This window comes from Sphingomonas sp. GW821-FHT03E12, from assembly GCF_059420685.1.
In genome coordinates, this window is the sequence record NZ_JBWKUF010000001.1 from 557,178 (window position 1) to 576,906 (window position 19,729).

The 19,729-nt window shown below is 67.4% G+C and carries 17 protein-coding genes; 5 read left to right on the forward strand and 12 right to left on the reverse strand.

Annotation, left to right across the window (positions count from 1 at the left end; translation table 11 throughout):
* Positions 1 to 143: 143 nt before the first annotated feature.
* From AC07TU_RS02590 to AC07TU_RS02615, 6 genes are all read right to left on the reverse strand, one after another.
* Entirely contained in the window at positions 144 to 1,475 is a 1,332-nt protein-coding gene (locus AC07TU_RS02590) for an ammonium transporter (RefSeq protein ID WP_495186350.1), read from the reverse strand.
* A 44-nt stretch (positions 1,476 to 1,519) separates the two neighbouring features.
* Complete coding sequence (locus AC07TU_RS02595) at positions 1,520 to 1,858, reverse strand: P-II family nitrogen regulator (RefSeq protein WP_066578278.1); 339 nt, start codon at positions 1,856 to 1,858, stop codon at positions 1,520 to 1,522.
* A 144-nt stretch (positions 1,859 to 2,002) separates the two neighbouring features.
* Complete coding sequence (locus AC07TU_RS02600) at positions 2,003 to 2,206, reverse strand: putative signal transducing protein (RefSeq protein WP_495186351.1); 204 nt, start codon at positions 2,204 to 2,206, stop codon at positions 2,003 to 2,005.
* Positions 2,207 to 3,025 (reverse strand): arylamine N-acetyltransferase family protein, encoded by an 819-nt coding sequence (locus AC07TU_RS02605; RefSeq protein ID WP_495186352.1) that lies wholly within the window; start codon positions 3,023 to 3,025, stop codon positions 2,207 to 2,209.
* Complete coding sequence (tldD, locus tag AC07TU_RS02610; protein ID WP_495186353.1) at positions 3,022 to 4,443, reverse strand: metalloprotease TldD; 1,422 nt, start codon at positions 4,441 to 4,443, stop codon at positions 3,022 to 3,024. Before tldD ends, AC07TU_RS02605 begins: the two co-directional genes overlap by 4 nt.
* 18 nt (positions 4,444 to 4,461) lie before the next feature.
* Entirely contained in the window at positions 4,462 to 4,692 is a 231-nt protein-coding gene (locus tag AC07TU_RS02615) for a zinc-finger domain-containing protein (RefSeq protein WP_495186354.1), read from the reverse strand.
* 81 nt (positions 4,693 to 4,773) lie between these two features.
* Here AC07TU_RS02615 and AC07TU_RS02620 point away from each other — a divergent pair, with 81 nt between their 5' ends.
* A complete protein-coding gene (locus AC07TU_RS02620; RefSeq protein ID WP_495186355.1) occupies positions 4,774 to 5,697 on the forward strand; it encodes an ABC transporter ATP-binding protein in 924 nt (307 codons plus the stop codon).
* Between the two features lie 6 nt (positions 5,698 to 5,703).
* Here the strand turns inward: AC07TU_RS02620 and AC07TU_RS02625 are convergent, their stop codons facing one another.
* Positions 5,704 to 6,615 carry a CE1 family esterase gene (locus AC07TU_RS02625; RefSeq protein ID WP_495186356.1) on the reverse strand — a complete coding sequence of 304 codons (912 nt, stop codon included), beginning with the start codon at positions 6,613 to 6,615 and terminating at the stop codon, positions 5,704 to 5,706.
* 103 nt (positions 6,616 to 6,718) lie between these two features.
* Between AC07TU_RS02625 and nadB the strand changes: the two genes are divergently transcribed.
* The 4 genes from nadB (at position 6,719) to AC07TU_RS02645 (ending at position 14,058) form a co-directional block, all read left to right on the forward strand.
* The gene (gene nadB / locus AC07TU_RS02630; RefSeq protein ID WP_495186357.1) at positions 6,719 to 8,317 is read left to right on the forward strand and encodes an L-aspartate oxidase; all 1,599 of its coding nucleotides are present in this window, start codon (positions 6,719 to 6,721) and stop codon (positions 8,315 to 8,317) included.
* A gap of 129 nt (positions 8,318 to 8,446) precedes the next feature.
* Positions 8,447 to 9,547, forward strand: a complete 1,101-nt coding sequence (locus AC07TU_RS02635; RefSeq protein WP_495186882.1) for a serine hydrolase — start codon at positions 8,447 to 8,449, stop codon at positions 9,545 to 9,547.
* Positions 9,548 to 9,683: 136 nt separating this feature from the next.
* A complete protein-coding gene (polA, locus tag AC07TU_RS02640) occupies positions 9,684 to 12,449 on the forward strand; it encodes a DNA polymerase I (RefSeq protein ID WP_495186358.1) in 2,766 nt (921 codons plus the stop codon).
* Positions 12,450 to 12,546: 97 nt separating this feature from the next.
* On the forward strand, positions 12,547 to 14,058 hold the full coding sequence (locus AC07TU_RS02645; protein ID WP_495186359.1) for a lipopolysaccharide biosynthesis protein: 1,512 nt from the start codon (positions 12,547 to 12,549) through the stop codon (positions 14,056 to 14,058).
* A gap of 10 nt (positions 14,059 to 14,068) precedes the next feature.
* Here the strand turns inward: AC07TU_RS02645 and AC07TU_RS02650 are convergent, their stop codons facing one another.
* The 5 genes from AC07TU_RS02650 to AC07TU_RS02670 form a co-directional block, all read right to left on the reverse strand.
* Positions 14,069 to 14,356 (reverse strand): hypothetical protein, encoded by a 288-nt coding sequence (locus AC07TU_RS02650; RefSeq protein ID WP_495186360.1) that lies wholly within the window; start codon positions 14,354 to 14,356, stop codon positions 14,069 to 14,071.
* A 9-nt stretch (positions 14,357 to 14,365) separates the two neighbouring features.
* Complete coding sequence (gene purH, locus AC07TU_RS02655; protein WP_495186361.1) at positions 14,366 to 15,937, reverse strand: bifunctional phosphoribosylaminoimidazolecarboxamide formyltransferase/IMP cyclohydrolase; 1,572 nt, start codon at positions 15,935 to 15,937, stop codon at positions 14,366 to 14,368.
* Positions 15,938 to 16,000: 63 nt separating this feature from the next.
* Positions 16,001 to 17,749, reverse strand: coding sequence for a heparinase II/III family protein (locus AC07TU_RS02660; RefSeq protein WP_495186362.1), 1,749 nt, complete (start codon positions 17,747 to 17,749; stop codon positions 16,001 to 16,003).
* On the reverse strand, positions 17,746 to 18,405 hold the full coding sequence (gene rpe, locus AC07TU_RS02665; protein ID WP_495186363.1) for a ribulose-phosphate 3-epimerase: 660 nt from the start codon (positions 18,403 to 18,405) through the stop codon (positions 17,746 to 17,748). Before rpe ends, AC07TU_RS02660 begins: the two co-directional genes overlap by 4 nt.
* A 17-nt stretch (positions 18,406 to 18,422) precedes the next feature.
* Positions 18,423 to 19,703 (reverse strand): RsmB/NOP family class I SAM-dependent RNA methyltransferase, encoded by a 1,281-nt coding sequence (locus AC07TU_RS02670; protein WP_495186364.1) that lies wholly within the window; start codon positions 19,701 to 19,703, stop codon positions 18,423 to 18,425.
* Positions 19,704 to 19,729: the final 26 nt, after the last annotated feature.

Below are 19,729 nucleotides of genomic sequence, written 5' to 3' on the forward strand. Positions count from 1 at the left end.
ACCCATCAAGATATACTGGCGTGGGTGGCCGGGTGGGGGAGCGGGTGCCGCCACAAAAAAAGGGCCGGTGGTCTTGCCACCGGCCCAGTCGTCCGCAGGAGGAACGTCGTGGGGGGCCGCGCCGCAGCACGGCCCCGATCTCTTTAGTAATTATAGGCGCGTTCGCCGTGCTCACCGAGGTCGAGACCCTCGCGCTCCACTTCTTCGGTGACGCGCAGCCCGGTCAGGGCCTTGGCAACATAGAAGGCGATCGCCGAACCCGCGCCCGCCCAGACGATGGCGACGAGTACCGACTTGATCTGGATCCACAGCTGCGCACCCAGCGCATAGTCGGCCGCACCCGGACCGCCGAGCGCGGGCAGCATGGTGACTGCGGTACCGATCGAACCGATGATGCCGCCGAGCGCGTGGATGCCGAACGCATCGAGCGATTCGTCGATCTTGAGCTTCGGCTTGATCGAAACCACGAAATAGGCGCAGACGACCGCCGCGACGGCACCGAGCAGGATCGCGCCGAACGGGCCCGAATTGCCCGCAGCCGGGGTCACGGCGACAAGGCCGGCGATCGCACCCGAACAGGCGCCGAGCAGCGAAGCCTTGTGACCCAGCAGACGCTCGGTCAGCATCCAGAACAGCACGCCCGCCGCAGTCGCGGTGAAGGTGTTGATCAGCGCGAGGCCCGCCGAACCATTGGCTTCGAGCGCCGAGCCGGCGTTGAAGCCGAACCAGCCCACCCACAGCAGACCGGTGCCGACCAGCGTCATGGTCAGCGAGTGCGGGGCCATGATCTCCTTCTTGTAGCCCAGACGCGGGCCAAGGATGATCGCGCCGACCAGCGCCGAGACACCGGCGTTGATGTGCACCACGGTGCCGCCGGCAAAGTCGAGCGCGCCCCAGCCGAAGATCAGGCCGGTCGCCGATTCGGTGCCGCCCAGATACCAGACCATGTGTGCGATCGGGTAATAGACGATCGTCAGCCAGACGAGCGCGAAGACCATCAATGCCGAGAACTTCAGACGCTCGACCAGACCGCCGATGACCAGTGCCACGGTGATCGCGGAGAAGGTCATCTGGAAGGCGATGAACACGAATTCGGGGATCACCACGCCGTCGGTGAAGGTCGCGACGGTCGAATCCGCGGTCACGCCGGCAAGGAAGAACTTGCCCGACGAGATGAACTGGTTGGCGTCGCCGCCGAAAGCGAGCGCATAGCCGTAGGTGACCCACAGCAGCATCGCTAGCGCAGCGACGGCCAGCACCTGGGTGAGTACCGACGCCATGTTCTTGGTGCGGACAAGACCGCCATAGAACAGCGCGAGGCCCGGCACGATCATCGCCATGACCAGCACGGTCGCGACCATCATCCAGGCCGTGTCGCCCTTGTTGGGAACCGGCGCCGCAGCGGCCGCCCAGGCGGGCATCGCCGCAAACAGCGCAATACCCGCGCCGGCGGCAAGCTTGAAAGCATTCTTCATCGATACCCCCTTCATCGGAGCTCCTGACATCACGGACCCTGACATCACAGGGCGGTCTGGTCGGTTTCGCCGGTGCGGATGCGCACCGCCTGGCCGACGTCGAGCACGAAGATCTTGCCGTCGCCGATCGCGCCGGTGTTGGCCGCGGCCTGGATGGCCTCGACCACGCGGCCGGCGAGATCGCTCGCGCAGACCACCTCGATCTTGATCTTGGGCACCATGTTGGTGCTGTATTCCGCGCCGCGGTAAATCTCGGTCTGGCCCTTCTGGCGGCCGAACCCCTTCACCTCGGTCACGGTCATTCCCGCGACGCCCAGCTCTGTGAGCGCTTCGCGGACGTCATCCAGCTTGAACGGCTTGATGATGGCGATGACGAGTTTCATTCCGCCCCCTTTCGCAATTGACCGGAACAGCCATCAGCAAAGGGCGTGCCAGAGTCGGAATCGGGAGGAATCCGGCGGAGTCGACGTTCGCCAGGGGTTACCCAAAGGTAAAAAATTGTGCAGGCGCGAACGACTGCCTAATTTTTAGGCTGCATTTATCGCTGCCCGCGCAATAAGCAGGTCGTCTTGATCGACCATCACCCGCACCGGAATCAGCGCGGCGATGCTGCCCTCGACGATGCTCGATCCGGCATCGAACGCGATCGCCGGGATGCCCTCGGCCTCGAGCAGGCCGACGACGATATGCGCTTCGGGAGGCGGGAACCGGCCGAGTTCGACCAGCGCCATTCAGGCAGCCGCCGCGGAAAGCCGTGCGAGCAGCGCAGGCCGGTCGGGAATGCGGATGCCGAATTCATGCTCGACGATCGCTGCGACTTGCTCGGGATCGGCGATCGTGCGCCGTTCGCTTGCGCCGCCCAGCGGGTGGACCGCGAACTCGGTACCGCGCAGGCTGATCCGCCGCCCGGGCAGCGCGCGTGCCAGCGTCAGGCCGTGGCGGAAATGCGAGTCCGGATGGGTCGAGGTGTACCAGTTGGCGACGGCGTAATCCACGTCCTGCTGGGGAGTGAGGTCGAAGCGATAGGTGGTGCGCCAGTCCCCGCCGATGCGGATCTGCGCCCGCCACTCCTCGCCCAGGCGGACGAAGCGGAAGGGCTCATGCGGGGTCGGTTGCTCGATATCGGGGATCAGATCGAGCACGCCCGTCGGCACCGCGCTGCCGAAGCCGCAATCGATCAGCACCGGCCCGTCGGGCAGATCGACGCGCAGCACCATATGGGTGCGCGCGGTGACCGTCTCGGGATCCATGTTCCACACGACCCGGCCCGACAGCGGCGTCACCGCGAATCCCAGCCCCTCGAGCACGCGCCGCAGCAGCCCGTTCTGCTCGAAACAATAGCCGCCGCGCTGGCCATGGATCAGCTTGGCGGCCAGGGCTTCGGGCGCCAGGTCGACCGGGCGGCCGAGATAGGGGTCGAGATTCTCGAACGGGATCGCGGCGGGATGGTGTGCGGCGATGGCGTTCAGCGTCGCGCGGTCCGCCGCGACCGGCCCGGCCCAGCCGATCCGCGCCAGATAGGCGTCGAGATCGGCCGAGCGCAGCGTCACGCCGCGGTGCCGCCCACCGTCAGCCCCTCGACCAGCAATGTCGGCTGGCCGACGCCCGCGGGCACGCTCTGCCCGCCCTTCCCGCACATGCCGACCCCTTCATCCAGCGCAAAATCATCACCAATCCCGGTCACCTTGGTGAGGCAGGTCGGCCCGTCGCCGATCAGCGTCGCGCCCTTGATCGGGGCGCCGAGCTTGCCGTCCTCGATCCGGTACGCCTCGGTGCAGGAGAAGACGAATTTGCCGGAGACGATATCGACCTGACCGCCGCCGAAGCTCTTGGCGAAGATGCCCTTCCTGACGCGGCTGAGCAGTTCCGCGGGGTCGTCCTTGCCGCCGCGCATGAAGGTGTTGGTCATGCGCGGCATCGGCGCGTGCTGGAAGCTTTCACGGCGGCCGTTGCCCGTCGGCTCGACGCCCATCAGCCGGGCGTTCATGCGATCCTGCATATAGCCCTTGAGGATGCCGTCCTCGATCAGCACCGTCTCGCGCGTCGGCGTACCCTCATCATCAATCGACAGCGAACCGCGGCGGTCGTGGATCGCCCCGTCATCGACCACGGTGACCCCCGGCGCAGCCACGCGCTCGCCGATCCGGCCGGAAAAGGCGCTGGTGCCCTTGCGGTTGAAATCACCCTCGAGCCCATGACCGACCGCTTCGTGCAGCAAGACGCCCGGCCAGCCCGGACCGAGCAGCACCGTCATCTCGCCCGCAGGCGCATCGACCGCTTCGAGATTCACCAGGGCCTGCGCCAGCGCCTCGTCGATCGCGCGGTTCCACGTCTCCGGCTCGAACAGCCGGTCATAGAGCGCGCGGCCGCCGGTGCCGAAGCTCCCCGTCTCGCGCCGCCCGTTCGATTCGACCACGATTCCGACATTGAGCCGCACCAGCGGGCGCACATCGGTGGCGATGAAGCCGTCCGGGCGGACGATCTCGACCACGCTCCACGATCCCAGCAGGCTCGCCGAGACCTGCACCACGCGCGGATCGCGGGCACGAGCAGCCGCGTCGATCGCCTGGCAGAGGTTCACCTTGTCCGCGAACGGGACCAGATCGAGCGGATCGGCATCGGTATAGAGGTGCCGGTTGGTCCGCGCGGGCGCCGCAGCCTTCGGCCCGGTCGCCGGATCGATCAGCGCCATCGTCTCGCCCGCGCGGCGAATCGCGGCTTCGCTGATCTCGTTGGCATGCGCGAAGGCGGTGGTCTCGCCGCTCACCGCGCGCAGACCGAAGCCCGAATCGGTATTGTACGACGCAGTCTTGAGCCGCCCGTCGTCGAACCCGAACGCCTCGGACTTGCGATATTGAAGATAGAGCTCGCCATCCTCGGCCTTGCCGAGGATGCTTGCCGTCAGGCGCTGGGCGGCGTCGGCATCGAAGCCGTCGCGATAGATGAAGCCACGGGGATCGCTGTACATCCCCCGAATATAGGCGGCTTAGACGCTCGCGCCAGCCGGATGATCCGGCAATTCGCTCTGGTCCGCGCCATCCGCGGGACCACCCGCCAGCACGAAGCGGCGGTCGCAATAGCCGCAATCGACATAGCCATGCTCGTCGATCTCGAGGAACACACGCGGATGGCCGAGCGCGGCGGCGATGCCGGCCTGCGCGCCGTCGCAGGCGACGCGGCGGTGGGTGACGCGGGTGACTTCGGGCGGGGCGATCATGGGCGTGCGGTTAGCAAAGACACAGGGGTGCGGCAATCGTTTCGCTTGCCAAGGCCGACGACCGGTTCCAGATCAGCGCGCATGAGTGACGCGGCGATCGAGATCGAGGGCCTTTCGAAGGTCTATCAGGGCGGCAAGCAGGCGCTGGACAATGTCAGCTTCGCGGTGCCGCGCGGGCAGATCTTCGGACTGCTGGGACCGAACGGCGCGGGCAAGTCGACGCTGATCAACATCCTGGCTGGCCTCGTCAACAAGACCGGCGGGCGCGCGAGCATCTGGGGCTTCGACATCGACCAGCATCCGCGCAACGCCAAGCGCGCGATCGGGATCGTCAATCAGGAGATCCTGTTCGACCCCTTTTTCACACCGGTCGAGACGCTGGAGATCCAGGCCGGGCTCTACGGCGTGCCCAAGGCGCAGCGCCGGTCGATGGAACTGCTGCGTGCGGTGCATCTGGAGGACAAGGCCAACGCCTATTCGCGCACCCTGTCGGGCGGCATGAAACGGCGGCTGATGGTCGCCAAGGCGATGGTCCATTCGCCGCCCGTGCTGGTGCTCGACGAGCCGACCGCGGGCGTCGACATCGAGCTTCGCCAGCAGCTCTGGGCCTATGTCCGCATGCTCAACGACCGCGGCGTGACGGTGGTGCTGACCACCCACTATCTCGAAGAAGCCGAAGAACTGTGCGACCGCATCGCGATCATCAACCATGGCAAGCTGATCGCCAACGAACCGACGCGCGAGCTGGTCGGCAAAACCCAGGAAAAGGCGGTCGAAGTGACCGTCGACCGCGACATTGCGGCCGTGCCCGACAGCCGCTGTTTCCAGAAGATCGAGGTGAAGGGTGAGCGCACCCTGGTCATCACCTATGCCAAGGATCAGGCCAATGCCGGCGAGGTGCTGGGCGCGGTGCAGGCCGCGGGGTTCGGCATCGTCGATGTCAGCACGCGCGAGGCGGATCTGGAGGACGTGTTCCTGAGCCTGACGCGGGCCGCCAACGGCTGAAGCGGGTCAGCGACGCCGGTAGCGCGACAGGAACGCCCACATCGCTTCATTATCGGCGGTCCAGACATGGCCCGCGCCGCGCCTGATATGGCCCACCACCTCGGCGCGGGCATGGCACGCGGTGTAGAGCTGCTCATACAGGTCGATCGCGAGATCGCGGCGCAGCGGGCCGGCGCGGCACGCGCCGAGTTCCGCCCAGCGCGCCAGCGCCGCGTCCATCGTATATTGCCAATAGCCCGCACCGCCGCCCTGCACCGGGTTGGTGCCATCGCTGTCGCCGGCAAAGGCGATCACCGGAACCGGATTGGCGGGGCGGCAGGTCTCCGGATCGGGCCGCTTGGGATCGCTCTTGAGCGGATTGCCCGCGCGCAGGCCCACAACCGGCGCGATCGCCGCAAGCTTGTCGGACGCGACGCAGCCCAGCCATGACGTCAGCCGCCCGCCACCCGACCAGCCCGACGCATAGACCCGGCTGCGGTCGGCACAGCCTTGCGCTGCGAGCCAGTCGATCGCCGCGCGGATAAAGGCGACGTCGTCCGCATCGTCCGACCCCGGCACCTTGCCGGTCACCGTGGGCACGCCGGGGATGTTCCAGACGAACCCCTTGCCGACCGGAATCCCGCCATCGGGCGCGGCAAGCAGAAAGCCGTGGCGATCGCTGGTCGCCTCAAGCTTCGACTGGTTGAGGATCGCCGCGCCGTCGCCGCCGCTGCCATGCAGCACGAACAGCAACGGCAGTGGCTTCCCCTGCCGCTCGCCCGCCGGAAGATGGAGCAGCACGGATCGCCCGGTATCCCCGATCGCGATTCGTTGCGTCGCCCCCGGCTGCCCCAGCGTGCAGTGCGGCGCGGCGTTCGCCGGCGGAATCAGCGCGGCAAAGGCGAGGACGAGAACGGCGAGCATCGGAACGTGGCGCATGGCGCCGCTTCTAGCCAGCCAGCAAAAGCTTGGCGACCGTAGCGTTTGATTTCGCGGCGGTTTGGCGCATAGCGGGCGCCCAGTCCGGCAAGAGGAATGACGATTGGCTAGTGAGACCCGGCAATCCGACGTGCTGATCATCGGCTCGGGGGCGGCGGGGCTGACCGCTGCAATCAACCTTGCCGACCGGTTCAGGGTGACGGTGCTGGCCAAGGGGGCGCTCGACGAAGGATCGACTGCCTGGGCACAAGGCGGGATCGCCGCAGTACTGGAGCCGGGCGACACGTTCGAGGCGCATATCGCCGACACGATGATCGCGGGCGCGGGGCTCAACGATCGCGCGACCGTCGAGTTCGTGGTCGAGAACGCCCCCGCGGCGATCGACCGGCTGGCGAAGCTGGGCGTACCGTTCAACGTCGATGGCGACGGCGATGGCTGGCACCTGACGCGCGAAGGCGGGCACAGCGCGCGCCGCATCGTCCATGTCGACGACGCCACCGGCTGGGCGGTGCAGGAAGCGCTGATCCGCGCCGCAAGCGCGCACCCCAACATCACCCTGGTCCCCGACATGGTCGCGGTCGATCTTGCGACGAGCCGGCACGAGGAACGCTATTCGGGCGCGGGCAATGTCTGGGGCGTCTATGCCGTCAATCGCGCGACCGGGCATGTCGAGCTGTTCACCGCCAACGCCACCATCCTCGCCACCGGCGGGGCGGGACGCACCTATCTCTTCTCCACCGCGCCCAAGGGCGCGACCGGCGACGGCATCGCGATGGCGTGGCGCGCGGGGTGCCGCATCTCCAACATGGAGATGATGCAGTTCCACCCGACCTGCCTCTACAATCTCGACGTCAAGAACTTCCTGATCACCGAAGCGGTGCGCGGCGAGGGCGGACGCCTGATCAACCCGCAGACCGGCAAGCGGTTCATGACCTATTATGACGCCGAGCGGATGGAGCTGGCACCGCGCGACGTGGTCGCCCGCGCGATCGATGCCGAGATCAAGCGCTACGGCCTCGACTATGTCCATCTCGACATCAGCCATATGCCGGCCGAGTTCGTGAAAGGGCATTTCCCCAACATCTACGAGAAGCTGATCGGCCTGGGCATCGACATGACGTGCCAGCCGATCCCGGTGGTGCCGGCCCAGCATTATACCTGCGGCGGCATCGTCATCGATCTTGACGGCAAGACCGATCTGCCGGGCCTCTACGCCGCCGGCGAGTGCAGCGAGAGCGGGCTGCACGGCGCCAACCGACTCGCCAGCAACTCGCTGCTCGAATGTTTCGTGTTCGGTGAGGCAGCGGCGAAGCATATCGCGGCGAACTGGGACCGGCTGCCCGCGCCGCCCGCCATCCGCCCCTGGGACGAAAGCCGCGTCACCGATTCCGACGAGGAAGTGGTGATCAAGCAGAACTGGACCGAGATCCGCCGGTTCATGTGGAACTATGTCGGCATCGTCCGCACTACCAAGCGGCTCGAACGTGCCGCGCATCGCATCAAGATGCTGAACGACGAGGTCGCCGACTATTACGGCCATTTCCGCGTGACGCCCGACCTGATCGAGCTACGCAACCTGCTCCAGGCGGCCGAACTGATCGTCCGGTCGGCACTCCACCGGCACGAAAGCCGCGGGCTGCACTACACGCTCGATTATCCCGAAACCGCGCCGAAAGCGGTGGATACGGTCTTGGTTCCCTGATCGTTTGCCGGTTTTGTTCACGCTTTGCCGCCATATTCGTGGCGTTCGTCGCAGCTTCGCGTGAAGGAACTTGAACCTGCTCATCTGCGAGTGACATGATCACATTGGGCAAGGGGCGTTGGTAGCGTGTTGGCAATTCAGGATTTCACGATTCTTCAGCGGGCGTTGACGTTGGGCGGGCTTGGACCCGCGCTGCTGGTCGGTGCCGCGGTCCACTCTCAGGATGCGCCCGAGAATCTGGTGCCGCCCAGCTATCGTATCACCATGGGTGTCCCGCCGGCGCCGCGGCCCTTCCCGGTGTCGCCCGCACCCGCGCCGCTTCAGTCCAGCATCCACGCCCTTATCCGCAATTTCGGTGGAGTCGCCGGCGTGGCGGTGCGCAGCCTCGACGCGGGCTGGCAGATCGATGCCAATGCCACGCGCCGGATGCCGCAACAGAGCGTGAGCAAGCTGTGGGTCGCGATGACCGTGCTCGACGCGCGCGATCGCGGACGGCTGACGCTCGACGATCCGGTGTCGCTGACGCGCGAGAACCTGACCGTCTTCCACCAGCCGATCGCGGCGCTGGTGGTGAAGAACGGCGTCTATCAGACCACGGTGCGCGAACTGCTGCTGCGCGCGATGCAGCAGAGCGACAATACCGCGAACGACCGGCTGCTCAATCTGGTCGGCGGACCCGAAGCGGTGCGGGCCATGATCCGCGACAAGGGGCTGGGCGATATCCGCTTCGGCCCGGGCGAGCGGCTGCTTCAGGCACGGACTGCAGGCCTGCCCTGGAAGGCCGAATATTCGATGGGCCGCTCGTTCCAGCAGGCGCGCGCCGCGCTCCCGCCGACGGTCCGGCGTGCAGCGTTCGAGGCCTATGTCGCCGATCCCATCGATGGCGCCGCACCCGCGGCGATCGCGCTGGCGCTCGCCCGGCTCAAGGCGGGGGAGATCCTGTCGCCATCATCGACCCGCTGGCTGATGACGGTCATGGAAGCCTCGCGCACCGGCAAGTACCGGCTGCGCGGTGCGGTTCCGCCGGGCTGGAGCTTCGGGCACAAGACCGGCACCGGTCAGGATCTGGCGGGGCGTACCGCCGGCTATAACGATGTCGGCATCCTTACTGCGCCGGATGGCAAGGCCTATTCGATCGCGGTCATGATCGGCGACACCCCGCGCCCGATCAAGGAGCGGCAGGAGCTGATGCAGGGCGTGGTCGCCGCGGTGGTCGCGCAGCACCGCTGAGGGCGAGCGCAAAAGCCGGGCGCGAATTTCGAGATCGGCGCACGGGCAGCGGACGCACCCGGCATCATCCGGCACAACACGCATTAGCAGGCTCGAAAGGGTTTGAGACGTCCGTCGCATGGGCTATCGCTCCCCAATGCCCCATCTTTATCTGGTCGACGGCTCCGGCTATATCTTTCGCGCCTATCACCGGCTGCCGCCGCTGACCAACAAGCATGGCGAGCCCGTGGGCGCCGTCTATGGTTACACCACGATGCTGTGGAAGCTCGCCGACGCGCTCAACAAGGCCGACGGCCCGACGCACATGGCGGTCATCCTCGACAAGAGCGAGCATACCTTCCGCAACGAGCTGTACGACCAGTATAAGGCCCAGCGCCCGCCCGCGCCTGAAGATCTGGTCCCGCAGTTCCCGATGATTCGCGACGCGACGCGTGCCTTCAGCCTGCCCTGCATCGAGGAGTTGGGCTGGGAAGCGGACGATCTGATCGCATCCTACACCAAGGCCGCACTGGCGCAGGGCTGGCAGGTCACCATCGTCAGTTCCGACAAGGATCTGATGCAGCTGATGACCGATCCGGCGGTCGACATGCTCGACACGATGAACAACCGTCGGCTGGGGCCGGAAGCGACGTTCGAGAAGTTCGGCGTCTATCCCGACAAGCTCGGCGAGGTGCTGGCGCTGATGGGCGACAGCGTCGACAACGTCCCCGGGGTCAAGGGTATCGGCCCCAAGACCGCGGCCAAGCTGATCGACGAATTCGGCTCGGTCGAAGCCGTGCTGGAAGCGGCACCGTCGATGAAGCCCAGCAAGATGCGCGACAATCTGATCGAGCATGCCGACATGGCGCGCCTCAGCCGCCAGCTGGTCGAGCTGGCGAGCGATGTGCCGCTGCCCGAACCGCTCGAGGACCTGGAGCTGAAGGGAATCCCCGATGCGCCGCTGCGCGCCTTCCTCGAGCATCACGGATTCAAGACGCTGCTCTCACGCCTGGGCGGCGGGGCGAGCGTTGCCAACGCGCCGGTTGCCAGCCCCGAGCCGGTGCCGATGCCCGCAGACCCGCCCTGCGACCACGACAAGTACGAGACCGTGGTGGACGAAGCCGCGCTCGACCGCTGGATCGCCGCCGCCAAGCATCAGGGCTGGGTCGCCGTGGATACCGAGACCACCGGCGTGGACGCGACGCGCGCCGAACTGGTCGGCGTCAGCATGGCGCTCGAACCCAATCGTGCCTGCTATATCCCGATCGGGCATGGCGGGACCGACATGTTCGCCGAAAAGCCGGTTCAGCTCGACCGAGCCCTCGTCATCGCCAAGCTCAAGCCGCTGCTCGAGGATCCGTCGGTGCTCAAGATCGGGCACAACATCAAATACGACCTGATCGTGCTGAGCCGGGTAGGCATCGATGTCGCACCCTATGACGACACGATCGTGATGAGCTTCGATCTCGACGCCGGCCTGCATGGCCACGGCATGGACGAGCTGGCGACCACGCACCTCTCCCACAGCTGCATCGCCTATAAGGACGTGGTCGGGACCGGAAAGAAGCAGCTCGGTTTCCAGGAAGTCGATCTCAAGGCCGCGACCCGCTACGCCGCCGAGGATGCCGACGTCACGCTGCGGCTGTGGCGCCGCCTCAAGCCGCGGCTGCCGTTCGAGGGGGCGACGCGCGTCTACGAGATGGTCGACCGCCCGCTCGCCCGCGTGATCGCCGACATGGAGCTGGCCGGGGTCAAGGTCGATGCCGGGGTGCTGGCGAAGCTCTCCGACGACTTCTCCCGCCAGATCGCCGCGCTTGAGGAAGAGATCCACGGCATCGCCGGGTTCAAATTCACCATCGGCAGCCCCAAGCAGCTGGGCGATGTCCTGTTCGACAAGATGGGGATCAAAGGCGGGCGCAAGGGCAAGTCGGGCGTCTATTCGACCGACGTCAACGAGCTGGAGCGGATCGCGGCTGACAAGGATTCTCCGGGCCGTGAGATGGTGCTGAAGGTGCTCGACTGGCGCCAGCTGACCAAGCTCAAATCGACCTATACCGACGCGCTTCAGGCGCAGATCAACCCGGCGACGGGCCGGGTCCACACCAGCTATTCGCTGACCGGCGCGCAGACCGGGCGGCTCTCGTCGACCGACCCCAATCTCCAGAACATCCCGGTGCGGACCGAGGTGGGGCGGCAGATCCGCGACGCCTTCGTCGCCGAGCCGGGCAACGTCATCCTGTCCGCCGACTATTCGCAGATCGAGCTGCGGCTAGCCGCGCACATCGCCGACGTGCCGCAACTGCGCGAGGCGTTCGAACGCGGCGACGACATCCACAACATGACCGCGACCGAGCTGTTCGGCGAGGTCAATCGCGACACCCGCGGGCGCGCCAAGACGATCAATTTCGCGATCCTCTACGGCATCAGCCGCTGGGGACTCGCCGGCCGGCTCGACGTCACACCCGACGAGGCGCAGGCGATGATCGACCGCTATTTCGAGCGCTTCCCCGGGATCAGCCGCTACATCGCCGATACGCTCAACGACGCCAAGGCACGCGGCTATACCGAGACCTTGTTCGGCAGGAAGACGCATTTCCCGCGCCTTAAATCGGCCACCCAGCACGAGCGCGCGGGCAGCGAGCGCGCCGCGATCAACGCGCCGATCCAGGGCACCAGCGCCGACATCATCAAGCGCGCCATGGCCCGGATGGGTCCGGCGCTGCGGGAAGCCGGGTTGCACGACGTCAGGATGCTGATGCAGGTCCATGACGAATTGGTGTTCGAACTGCCCGAAGGCGATGTCGAGGCGGCAACCCCGGTCATCCGGCGGGTGATGGAGAGCGCCGCGGAGCCCGCGGTCAAGCTCACCGTGCCGCTGGGAGTCGAGATCGGGACAGGCCCGAGCTGGGGCGCGGCGCATTGACGATGGAAATTTCGTTCGTTTCGGGCGAAACCGGTAACGGCATGGGGACTGGAGAGGCTTCGCAGCATCGTGTTGCGCGCTCGAACGAGGTTCGCGCGTGACCTCCCGCCCTGCGCCGTCCTCCGCACCCTCAGACGACATCACTGCGCTGGCCAAGGGCGGGCGCACCAACATCCTGGGGTTCGTGCTGCGTCTCGCCGCGCGGCTGCCCTTCCTGTTCATCGCCGGGCGCCTGTACGGGCCGGAGATCGTCGGGCGGTTCGCGCTCGCGGTCGTCGTGGTCGAACTGGCAGCGCTGCTCGCGACGCTCGGCCTCAAACGCGGGCTAGCGCAGGCGCTCGCTTCGACCGACCGGCCGCACAGCCATGTCGTGTGGGACGGGATGGTCGTCGCGCTGGTCGTCTCGATGATCACCAGCGCGGTGCTCTTCACCTTCCCGCAGATCATGTACGCCAACAGCCAGGTAACGGGGCTTGAAGGGCTGTTGCCCGTCATCGTCTTCGCGATCGCCTGGTCTGACGTCAGCCTTGCCGCGCTTGCCTATCGCGGGAACGTGAAGGCGGCGGTGACCGCACGCGCGATCGTGGAACCCTGGACAATCAGCATCGCGGCCTGGGCGCTCTACTATATCTCCCCGCGGGACGGCCTGATCATCGCCTATGTCCTGTCGATGGCCGCAGCGCTGATCGCCAGCCTGATCCCCTTCATCCGCAGCTATGGCCTGCCGCACGGCTGGTCGCCGCATGTGACGCCGCTGCTCCAGCTCGCCCGGCGCAACGTGCCGCTCGCAGGCGCCGACGCGATCGAATGGGGCACGCGCAACATCGACCGCTTCATCCTGGGCCTGCTGTTCCCGCCGGCGATCGTCGGCATCTACTACATGGCGCAGCAAGTCGCCTCGATCCCCCAGAAGCTCAAGACCAGCTTCGATCCGGTGCTGGGGCCGGGCATCGCCCGCAACCTCGCCGCCGGGAACCGCACCGCGATCGCACATCAGGTGAAGCAGGTCGCCTTCTGGATCATGACGCTGCAGGCGGCGCTGCTGCTGATGGGCGGCATTCCCGCCGAGGGCGTGATGGGCGTCGTCGGCCCGCAGTTCGTCGCGGGCGCCGGGGCGCTGTGTTTCCTGCTTGCCGCCGAAGTGCTGGCGGCCCCCGGCGCGATCGCGGAAGCGGGCCTTGTCTACATGGCCCGGCACCGCAATCTGATGGTGTCGATGCTGCTGCTCGGTTTCCAGGCGGCGCTGAGCTTCGCGCTGGTCTTCATTATGCGCGATCTGGGCTGGGACGTGAACTATCAGGCGGCGGGTCCGGCTGTGGCGCTCGCGGTCACGCTGGCGCTCGGCTCGACGATCAAATGCTGGATGCTGGCGCGGCTGACCAAGGCATCGGTGTTCAGTCTGCGCCCGGGCTTCGTCGCCGCGGTGGCAGCGGGCGGCCTTGTCGGCTGGGGCTTCACCTCGCTGCCGCAGCATCTGGAATGGGTAGAATTGTCGATCGGGATCCCCGCGATCTTCGTCGCCTATTTCGCGATCATCGCGAAATGGGCATTTGGCGAGGAAGACCGCAAGCTGTTCAAGAAGCTGCCCAAGCAGGGCGCCGAAGCGTAGAGTCCGAAGGCTAGTGGAATCCTGCTCTCAGGAAGCCGACCCGCTGCATCGCCTCCGTCTCGGCCTCTGCCGCGGAAGGATAGATGCCGCAGTCGGGGCCGGGCGGCCCCCAGCGCCCATGTGGGTCATGCGCGGCGTTTGATGCGCCGATCGCGCTGTCGGGGTCATCCGTGACGGTATCGATCGACCACTGGCGGCGGTAGGTAAAGCGCCCGTCGGATCGCTGCACGATCAGGACGCGTTCCTGCCCGTCGGGAGCCTCGATGATCCTGATCGCTTTCCCGTGCGATACCGCCATGCGCCCTCCTCAATGCCGGAAGTGGCGCATCCCGGTGAACACCATCGCCAGCCCGGCCGCATCGGCCGCGGCGATCACTTCCTCGTCACGGATTGATCCGCCGGGCTGGATCACCGCCGTCGCGCCGGCCTCGACCGCGGCGAGCAGGCCGTCGGCGAAGGGGAAGAAGGCGTCCGAGGCGACCGCCGAGCCGATCGTGCGCGGTGTCGCCCAGCCGGCCTTGTCGGCAGCGTCCTTCGCCTTCCATGCAGCGATGCGCGCGGATTCGAGGCGGTTCATCTGCCCCGCGCCAACCCCGGCGGTGCTGCCGTCCCTGGCATAGACGATCGCGTTCGACTTGACGTGCTTGGCAACCGTCCAGGCGAACAGGCAGTCCGCGAGTTCCTGGGCAGTGGGCTCGCGCTGGGTCACAACCTTGAGATCGGCCTGCGTGATGAAGCCATTGTCGCGCGACTGGACCAGTGCGCCGCCGGCGATCGTCTTGAGCATCAGCCCCGGCCGCTTGGGATCGGGCAGCGCGTCGCAGATCAGCAGACGCAGATTCTTCTTGGCGGCGAAGATCGCCTTCGCCTCGTCGCTCGCGCCCGGGGCGACGACGACTTCGGTGAAGATCTCGGTGATCGCCTTCGCCGTCTCGGCGTCGAGCGGGCGGTTGAGGGCGATGATCCCGCCGAACGCCGACACCGAATCGCACGCCAGCGCGGCTCCATAGGCCTCGACCAGCGTATCGGCGGTGGCGACACCGCACGGATTGGCGTGCTTGACGATCACCACGGTCGGCGGACCGTCGCGGAATTCGCTGACCAGCTCGAGCGCGGCGTCCGCGTCGTTATAGTTGTTGTAGGAGAGCTCCTTGCCCTGAAGCTGTTCGGCCTGAGCGATACCCGACGCGGCAGGACCGGCGGGCAGATAGAGCGCAGCCGACTGGTGCGGGTTCTCGCCATAGCGCAGCTCCTCGCCGCGCTTGAACACCATCGGCAGGGTCGCCGGGAAGCGCTCGCCCTGATCGGCAAAGGCGAACCAGCTGGCGATTGCTGCGTCGTACTGCGCGGTCAGCGCATAGGCCTTGGCGGCGAAGCGGCGGCGATCCTCCAGGCTGGTCTCGCCGGTGGCGACCACGCCATAGTCGGCGGGATCGGTGACGATCGCGACATAGGCGTGGTTCTTGGCGGCCGAGCGCACCATCGACGGGCCGCCGATATCGATATTCTCGATGATCTCGTCGCGGTCGGCGCCCTTCGCGACGGTCTGGGCGAAGGGGTAAAGGTTGACCACAACCAGATCGATCATGCCGATCGCATGGTCGCTGGCCGAAGCCATATGCCCCGCATCGTCGCGCACCGCGAGCAGGCCGCCATGGACCACCGGGTGCAGCGTCTTGACGCGGCCGTCCATCATCTCCGGGAAACCGGTGAGGTCGGAGATATCGCGGACGTCCAGCCCCGCGTCACGCAGCGCCTTGGCGGTGCCGCCGGTCGAGACCAGCTCGACGCCCTTGGCGGCGAGTGCGGTTCCGAGTTCGACGATGCCGGTCTTGTCGGAGACCGAGAGAAGGGCGCGGCGGATGGGGATGCTGGTCATGGGCGGGGCCTTTAGGGAACCCGCCGCACCCTGCAAACCCCTAACGCGCAGTGGCCGACGCGCCTATCTCGCGCGGTGGAAGAGCCAGGAGACGCTGGTGCCGCCCGCCGGCGACTCGCCGGTCAGCACAAGCTGCTGGGTTTCCCGCGGAATCCCGCGGCTGTCGATCCACACGCTTTCCTCGATGCCGAGCGTGGCGCCATTGGCACGAAACTGCCACGCCGCGCCCGAAGGGGTCCGCAGCAGCGCGCCTGCACCATCCGCGGTGGGCGAGACCTGCACCTCCGGATGCAGATGGAAACGGACCGCAAAGGGAATCGCCGCAGCCTTTCTGCGCCGCCCGGAGGGGATCAGATTGTCCTCGCCGCGGACATCGCGCCCGTCGGCGCCGAGCGCGATGCGGCGGCGGTGAATGACGCCGTGGCGGCGGACATAGCCATCGTGGCTCGCCTCGATCCGGCTAGCGGTGTCGGTCTCCTGCCGGCTGAGCTCCATCTCGCTCACGCCGCGGCCGAGCGTCCCGTCGGGATGGATCGCGGTCGAGTTGCTGTTGTCGACCACCAGAGTCGAATGCGCGGCGGTGGTGCGCAGCCCCTCCGCCAGTGCCGCCGGCAGCCGGAGATCGGCCCCGCGCGCGCCGCCGCAGCTCACGACGATGCGGTCGGGGCCGTCGGAAAATTCGAACGCCAGGGTCGAGGCACAGCCGCCCTCCATCACCCGTGCAACGGGCGGCGGCGCCGCATCGACGATCAGCACGGTGCGCTGCTGGGCGAGCCGCTGATAGCCCCAGTCGAGCGCCTGGCGCAGCGGGCGGACGCGCGCGCCGGTCGCGGCGACGATCTCCGTGAGGGCATCGCCATGGACGGGCACGCCGCCCTGCCAGCTCGCAAGCCCGCGATCGCCATGGCAGACACCGAGCAGCGCCGACACCATCTGGGCGAGCGCGCGGCTCTGTACCTCGGGCGGGTCGAGGCGGCGCGCGGCATAGGTCTCGCGCAGCAGCGTGAGCAGCATGATCGCGTCGAGCAGCGCGGCGGGCGATCGCCCGCTGATCCCGCCATCCTCGCCGACCGATCCCGCCAGCGCCCGCGCAAGCCCTGCCTCGCCAAAGGCACGGCGCGGATCGCCACCGGGGATCATCAGCCCGGCGACCAGCACGCCGCACCAGGCAGCGATGCGCGGCGCACCCGGCGGCACCCGGTCCGCGGTGCGATCGAGGTGCCGGGCGCCACGCGCGAGCGTGTGCAGCACCCTCGAGCGATAGACGAGGTCGGTGCTCGACAGGATCAGCGGCGCATGCGCGGTCCAGAACAGGATGCGCCGGCCCCAGAGATCGGCGCGCCATGCCGGGTCGGTGACCTTGTCGGCATGCGCGTCCAGCCATTTGCGCATCAGCGCTTCGGCTACCGGCGCTGCGCCGGCACGGGTGGTGACGGTCGAGAGATCGCGCAGCCAGGCGAAGCCGTGGAGATAGTCGCCGAACGGCTTCGACCAGTTGGGCCTGGCCAGGTCGAGCGCGTCGATGACATGGTTCTCGCCGCGGAACGAGAGCTTGCCGTCGAGGAGCGCATTGCCGCGGGCCGGGTCGCCGAGAAAGGGATCGTCGGCGACCGCGATCAGCTTGAGCGGATAGCGGCCCTTGAGCCGCAAGCCGTGAAGCGGCGTGCGCCAGGCGAGGCGGTGGAACCGTTCGGACAGCCGGTCGGCGAGCGAGAGGCCGCGGTCGCCACCGATGCGGATCAGCCGCCGTCCCTGCTCGATCCCGTCGGCTTCAGGCCCGTCGACGGCGCGGTCGTCCTGCTGCGCCTTCACCCCGCGCGCAATGCCCGGATATTGTCGGCATAGGCCGACGGGCCGCCCTTGAACGCGGCGGTGCCCGCGACCAGCGCATCGGCGCCAGCGGCGATCACGCGCCCGGCATTGTTTTGGTCGACCCCACCGTCGACCTCGAGGTCGATCTGGCGGCCGCTGGTGTCGATCTTGGCGCGCAGCACCGCAATCTTGGCGAGCTGGCTCTCGATGAACTTCTGCCCGCCGAAACCGGGGTTGACGCTCATCACCAGGATCAGATCGACCATGTCCATGACGTGATCGACGACGTCGACAGGCGTCGCAGGATTGAGCACGACGCCCGCGCGCTTGCCCAGCGCCTTGATCGTCTGGAGCGTGCGATGAAGATGTGGCCCGCTTTCGGGATGAACCGACAGGCAATCGGCGCCGGCATCGGCAAAGGCTTCGAGCATCGGATCGACCGGTTCGATCATCAGGTGGACATCGAACGGCTTGGCGCTGTGCGGTCGCAGCGCCTTGATCACGGCCGGACCGATCGTGATGTTGGGCACGAAATGCCCGTCCATCACGTCGATATGGATCCAGTCGGCGCCCGCTGCATCGATCGCGCGCACTTCCTCCCCCAATTTGGCGAAGTCGGCGGAGAGGATCGATGGGGCGATACGGACAGCGGTCATGTCAGCCCTTTAACACCTCATGAGTCGCCCGCAACACGCATGAGGCGCACCATGAAAAAGCCGTCGAGCCCGCCTTGTTCCACGAGCATGCCGGGAAGTGTGCGTAACCAGCCGCGATCATGCGCGACAAGCCCCTCCGGCAGCTCGTCGGGAAGCACCGGATCGATCGCGAATTCCGGATGCTCGGCCAAGAATCGTTCGATCTGCTGCTCCCCTTCCTCGGGCTCGAGCGAGCAGGTGGCATAGACCAGCAGTCCGCCGGGACGGACCCAGCGCGCGGCACGCGGAAGCAGCTGCGCCTGAAGTTCAGCCATCTCGGCGATGACCCGGGGACGGACGCGGTGGAGCACATCGGGATGGCGCCGGAAGATGCCGGTGGCGCTGCACGGCGCGTCAAGCAGCACGGCGTCGGCCTCGAACCGGGGCTCCCAATCGATCAGGTCCGCGATGACGATGTTCGCCGAAAGGCCGGTCCGGTCGAGATTCTCCGAAAGTCGCGCCAGACGACTTTCGGAGATGTCGACCGCGGTGACGTCCCAGCCCGACGCCGCCAGCTGGAGCGTCTTGCCGCCGGGCGCAGCGCACAGATCGAGCGCCCGCCCGCTCCCGCCGCCGAGCAGACGCGCCGGAAGCGATGCGGCGAGGTCCTGCACCCACCATGCTCCTTCGGCAAAGCCGGGTAGCTCGGGCACCGGCGTATCGCCGCCTACACGCACATGCCCCGTCATCAGGCTCTCGCCCTGCAGCTCCGCGACCTCGGCCCGCAAGGTGAGGTCGAGCGGCGGAGGTGCCGCGATCGCGGCGCCGGCGGCATCGGCGACGCGCTCGCCCCAATTGCCGGCGATGCGGGCATGAACCCCGTCCGGTAGCGAAGGGCGGTCCGGCAATGATGCGCCCTTGCGGTCGAGCGTGCCGAACACGCCATGGACCAGCTTGCGGGGACCGCCATCGACCAAGGGCAGCACCGTCGAGATCGCGGCGTGCGGCGGCGTGCCGAGCCGCAGCGCCTGGGCGAGCGCGATGCGCAGGGCAAAGCGCGCCTTGGCGTCATCGGGCAGGCGGTTGCGGGTCGCACTGTCAATCAGCGCATCGAGATCGGCCAGCCAGCGCAGCACCTCGGCGGCGATGGCATGGGCAAGACCGCGATCGGGCGGGGAAAGTCCTTTGGTCGATGCCTCAAGCGCCTGTTCGATGGCGAGGCCACGGCGCAGCACCGCATCGAGCAGGCGGAGCGCGGCACGGCGTGCCGGAACGCCGGGGGGATCGGAAGGGGGGCGGTGGTTCGGATGCCGGGACATCAACCGCCCCTACGCCGTTTCCGGCG

Coding starts and splice junctions, on each gene's coding strand:
- AC07TU_RS02590 (WP_495186350.1), bottom strand. CDS start 1,475: ATGAAGAATGCTTTCAAGCTTGCCGCCGGCGCGGGTATTGCGCTGTTT.
- AC07TU_RS02595 (WP_066578278.1), bottom strand. CDS start 1,858: ATGAAACTCGTCATCGCCATCATCAAGCCGTTCAAGCTGGATGACGTC.
- AC07TU_RS02600 (WP_495186351.1), bottom strand. CDS start 2,206: ATGGCGCTGGTCGAACTCGGCCGGTTCCCGCCTCCCGAAGCGCATATC.
- tldD (WP_495186353.1), bottom strand. CDS start 4,443: ATGTACAGCGATCCCCGTGGCTTCATCTATCGCGACGGCTTCGATGCC.
- AC07TU_RS02615 (WP_495186354.1), bottom strand. CDS start 4,692: ATGATCGCCCCGCCCGAAGTCACCCGCGTCACCCACCGCCGCGTCGCC.
- AC07TU_RS02620 (WP_495186355.1), top strand. CDS start 4,774: ATGAGTGACGCGGCGATCGAGATCGAGGGCCTTTCGAAGGTCTATCAG.
- AC07TU_RS02625 (WP_495186356.1), bottom strand. CDS start 6,615: ATGCGCCACGTTCCGATGCTCGCCGTTCTCGTCCTCGCCTTTGCCGCG.
- polA (WP_495186358.1), top strand. CDS start 9,684: ATGCCCCATCTTTATCTGGTCGACGGCTCCGGCTATATCTTTCGCGCC.
- AC07TU_RS02650 (WP_495186360.1), bottom strand. CDS start 14,356: ATGGCGGTATCGCACGGGAAAGCGATCAGGATCATCGAGGCTCCCGAC.
- purH (WP_495186361.1), bottom strand. CDS start 15,937: ATGACCAGCATCCCCATCCGCCGCGCCCTTCTCTCGGTCTCCGACAAG.
- rpe (WP_495186363.1), bottom strand. CDS start 18,405: ATGACCGCTGTCCGTATCGCCCCATCGATCCTCTCCGCCGACTTCGCC.
- AC07TU_RS02670 (WP_495186364.1), bottom strand. CDS start 19,703: ATGTCCCGGCATCCGAACCACCGCCCCCCTTCCGATCCCCCCGGCGTT.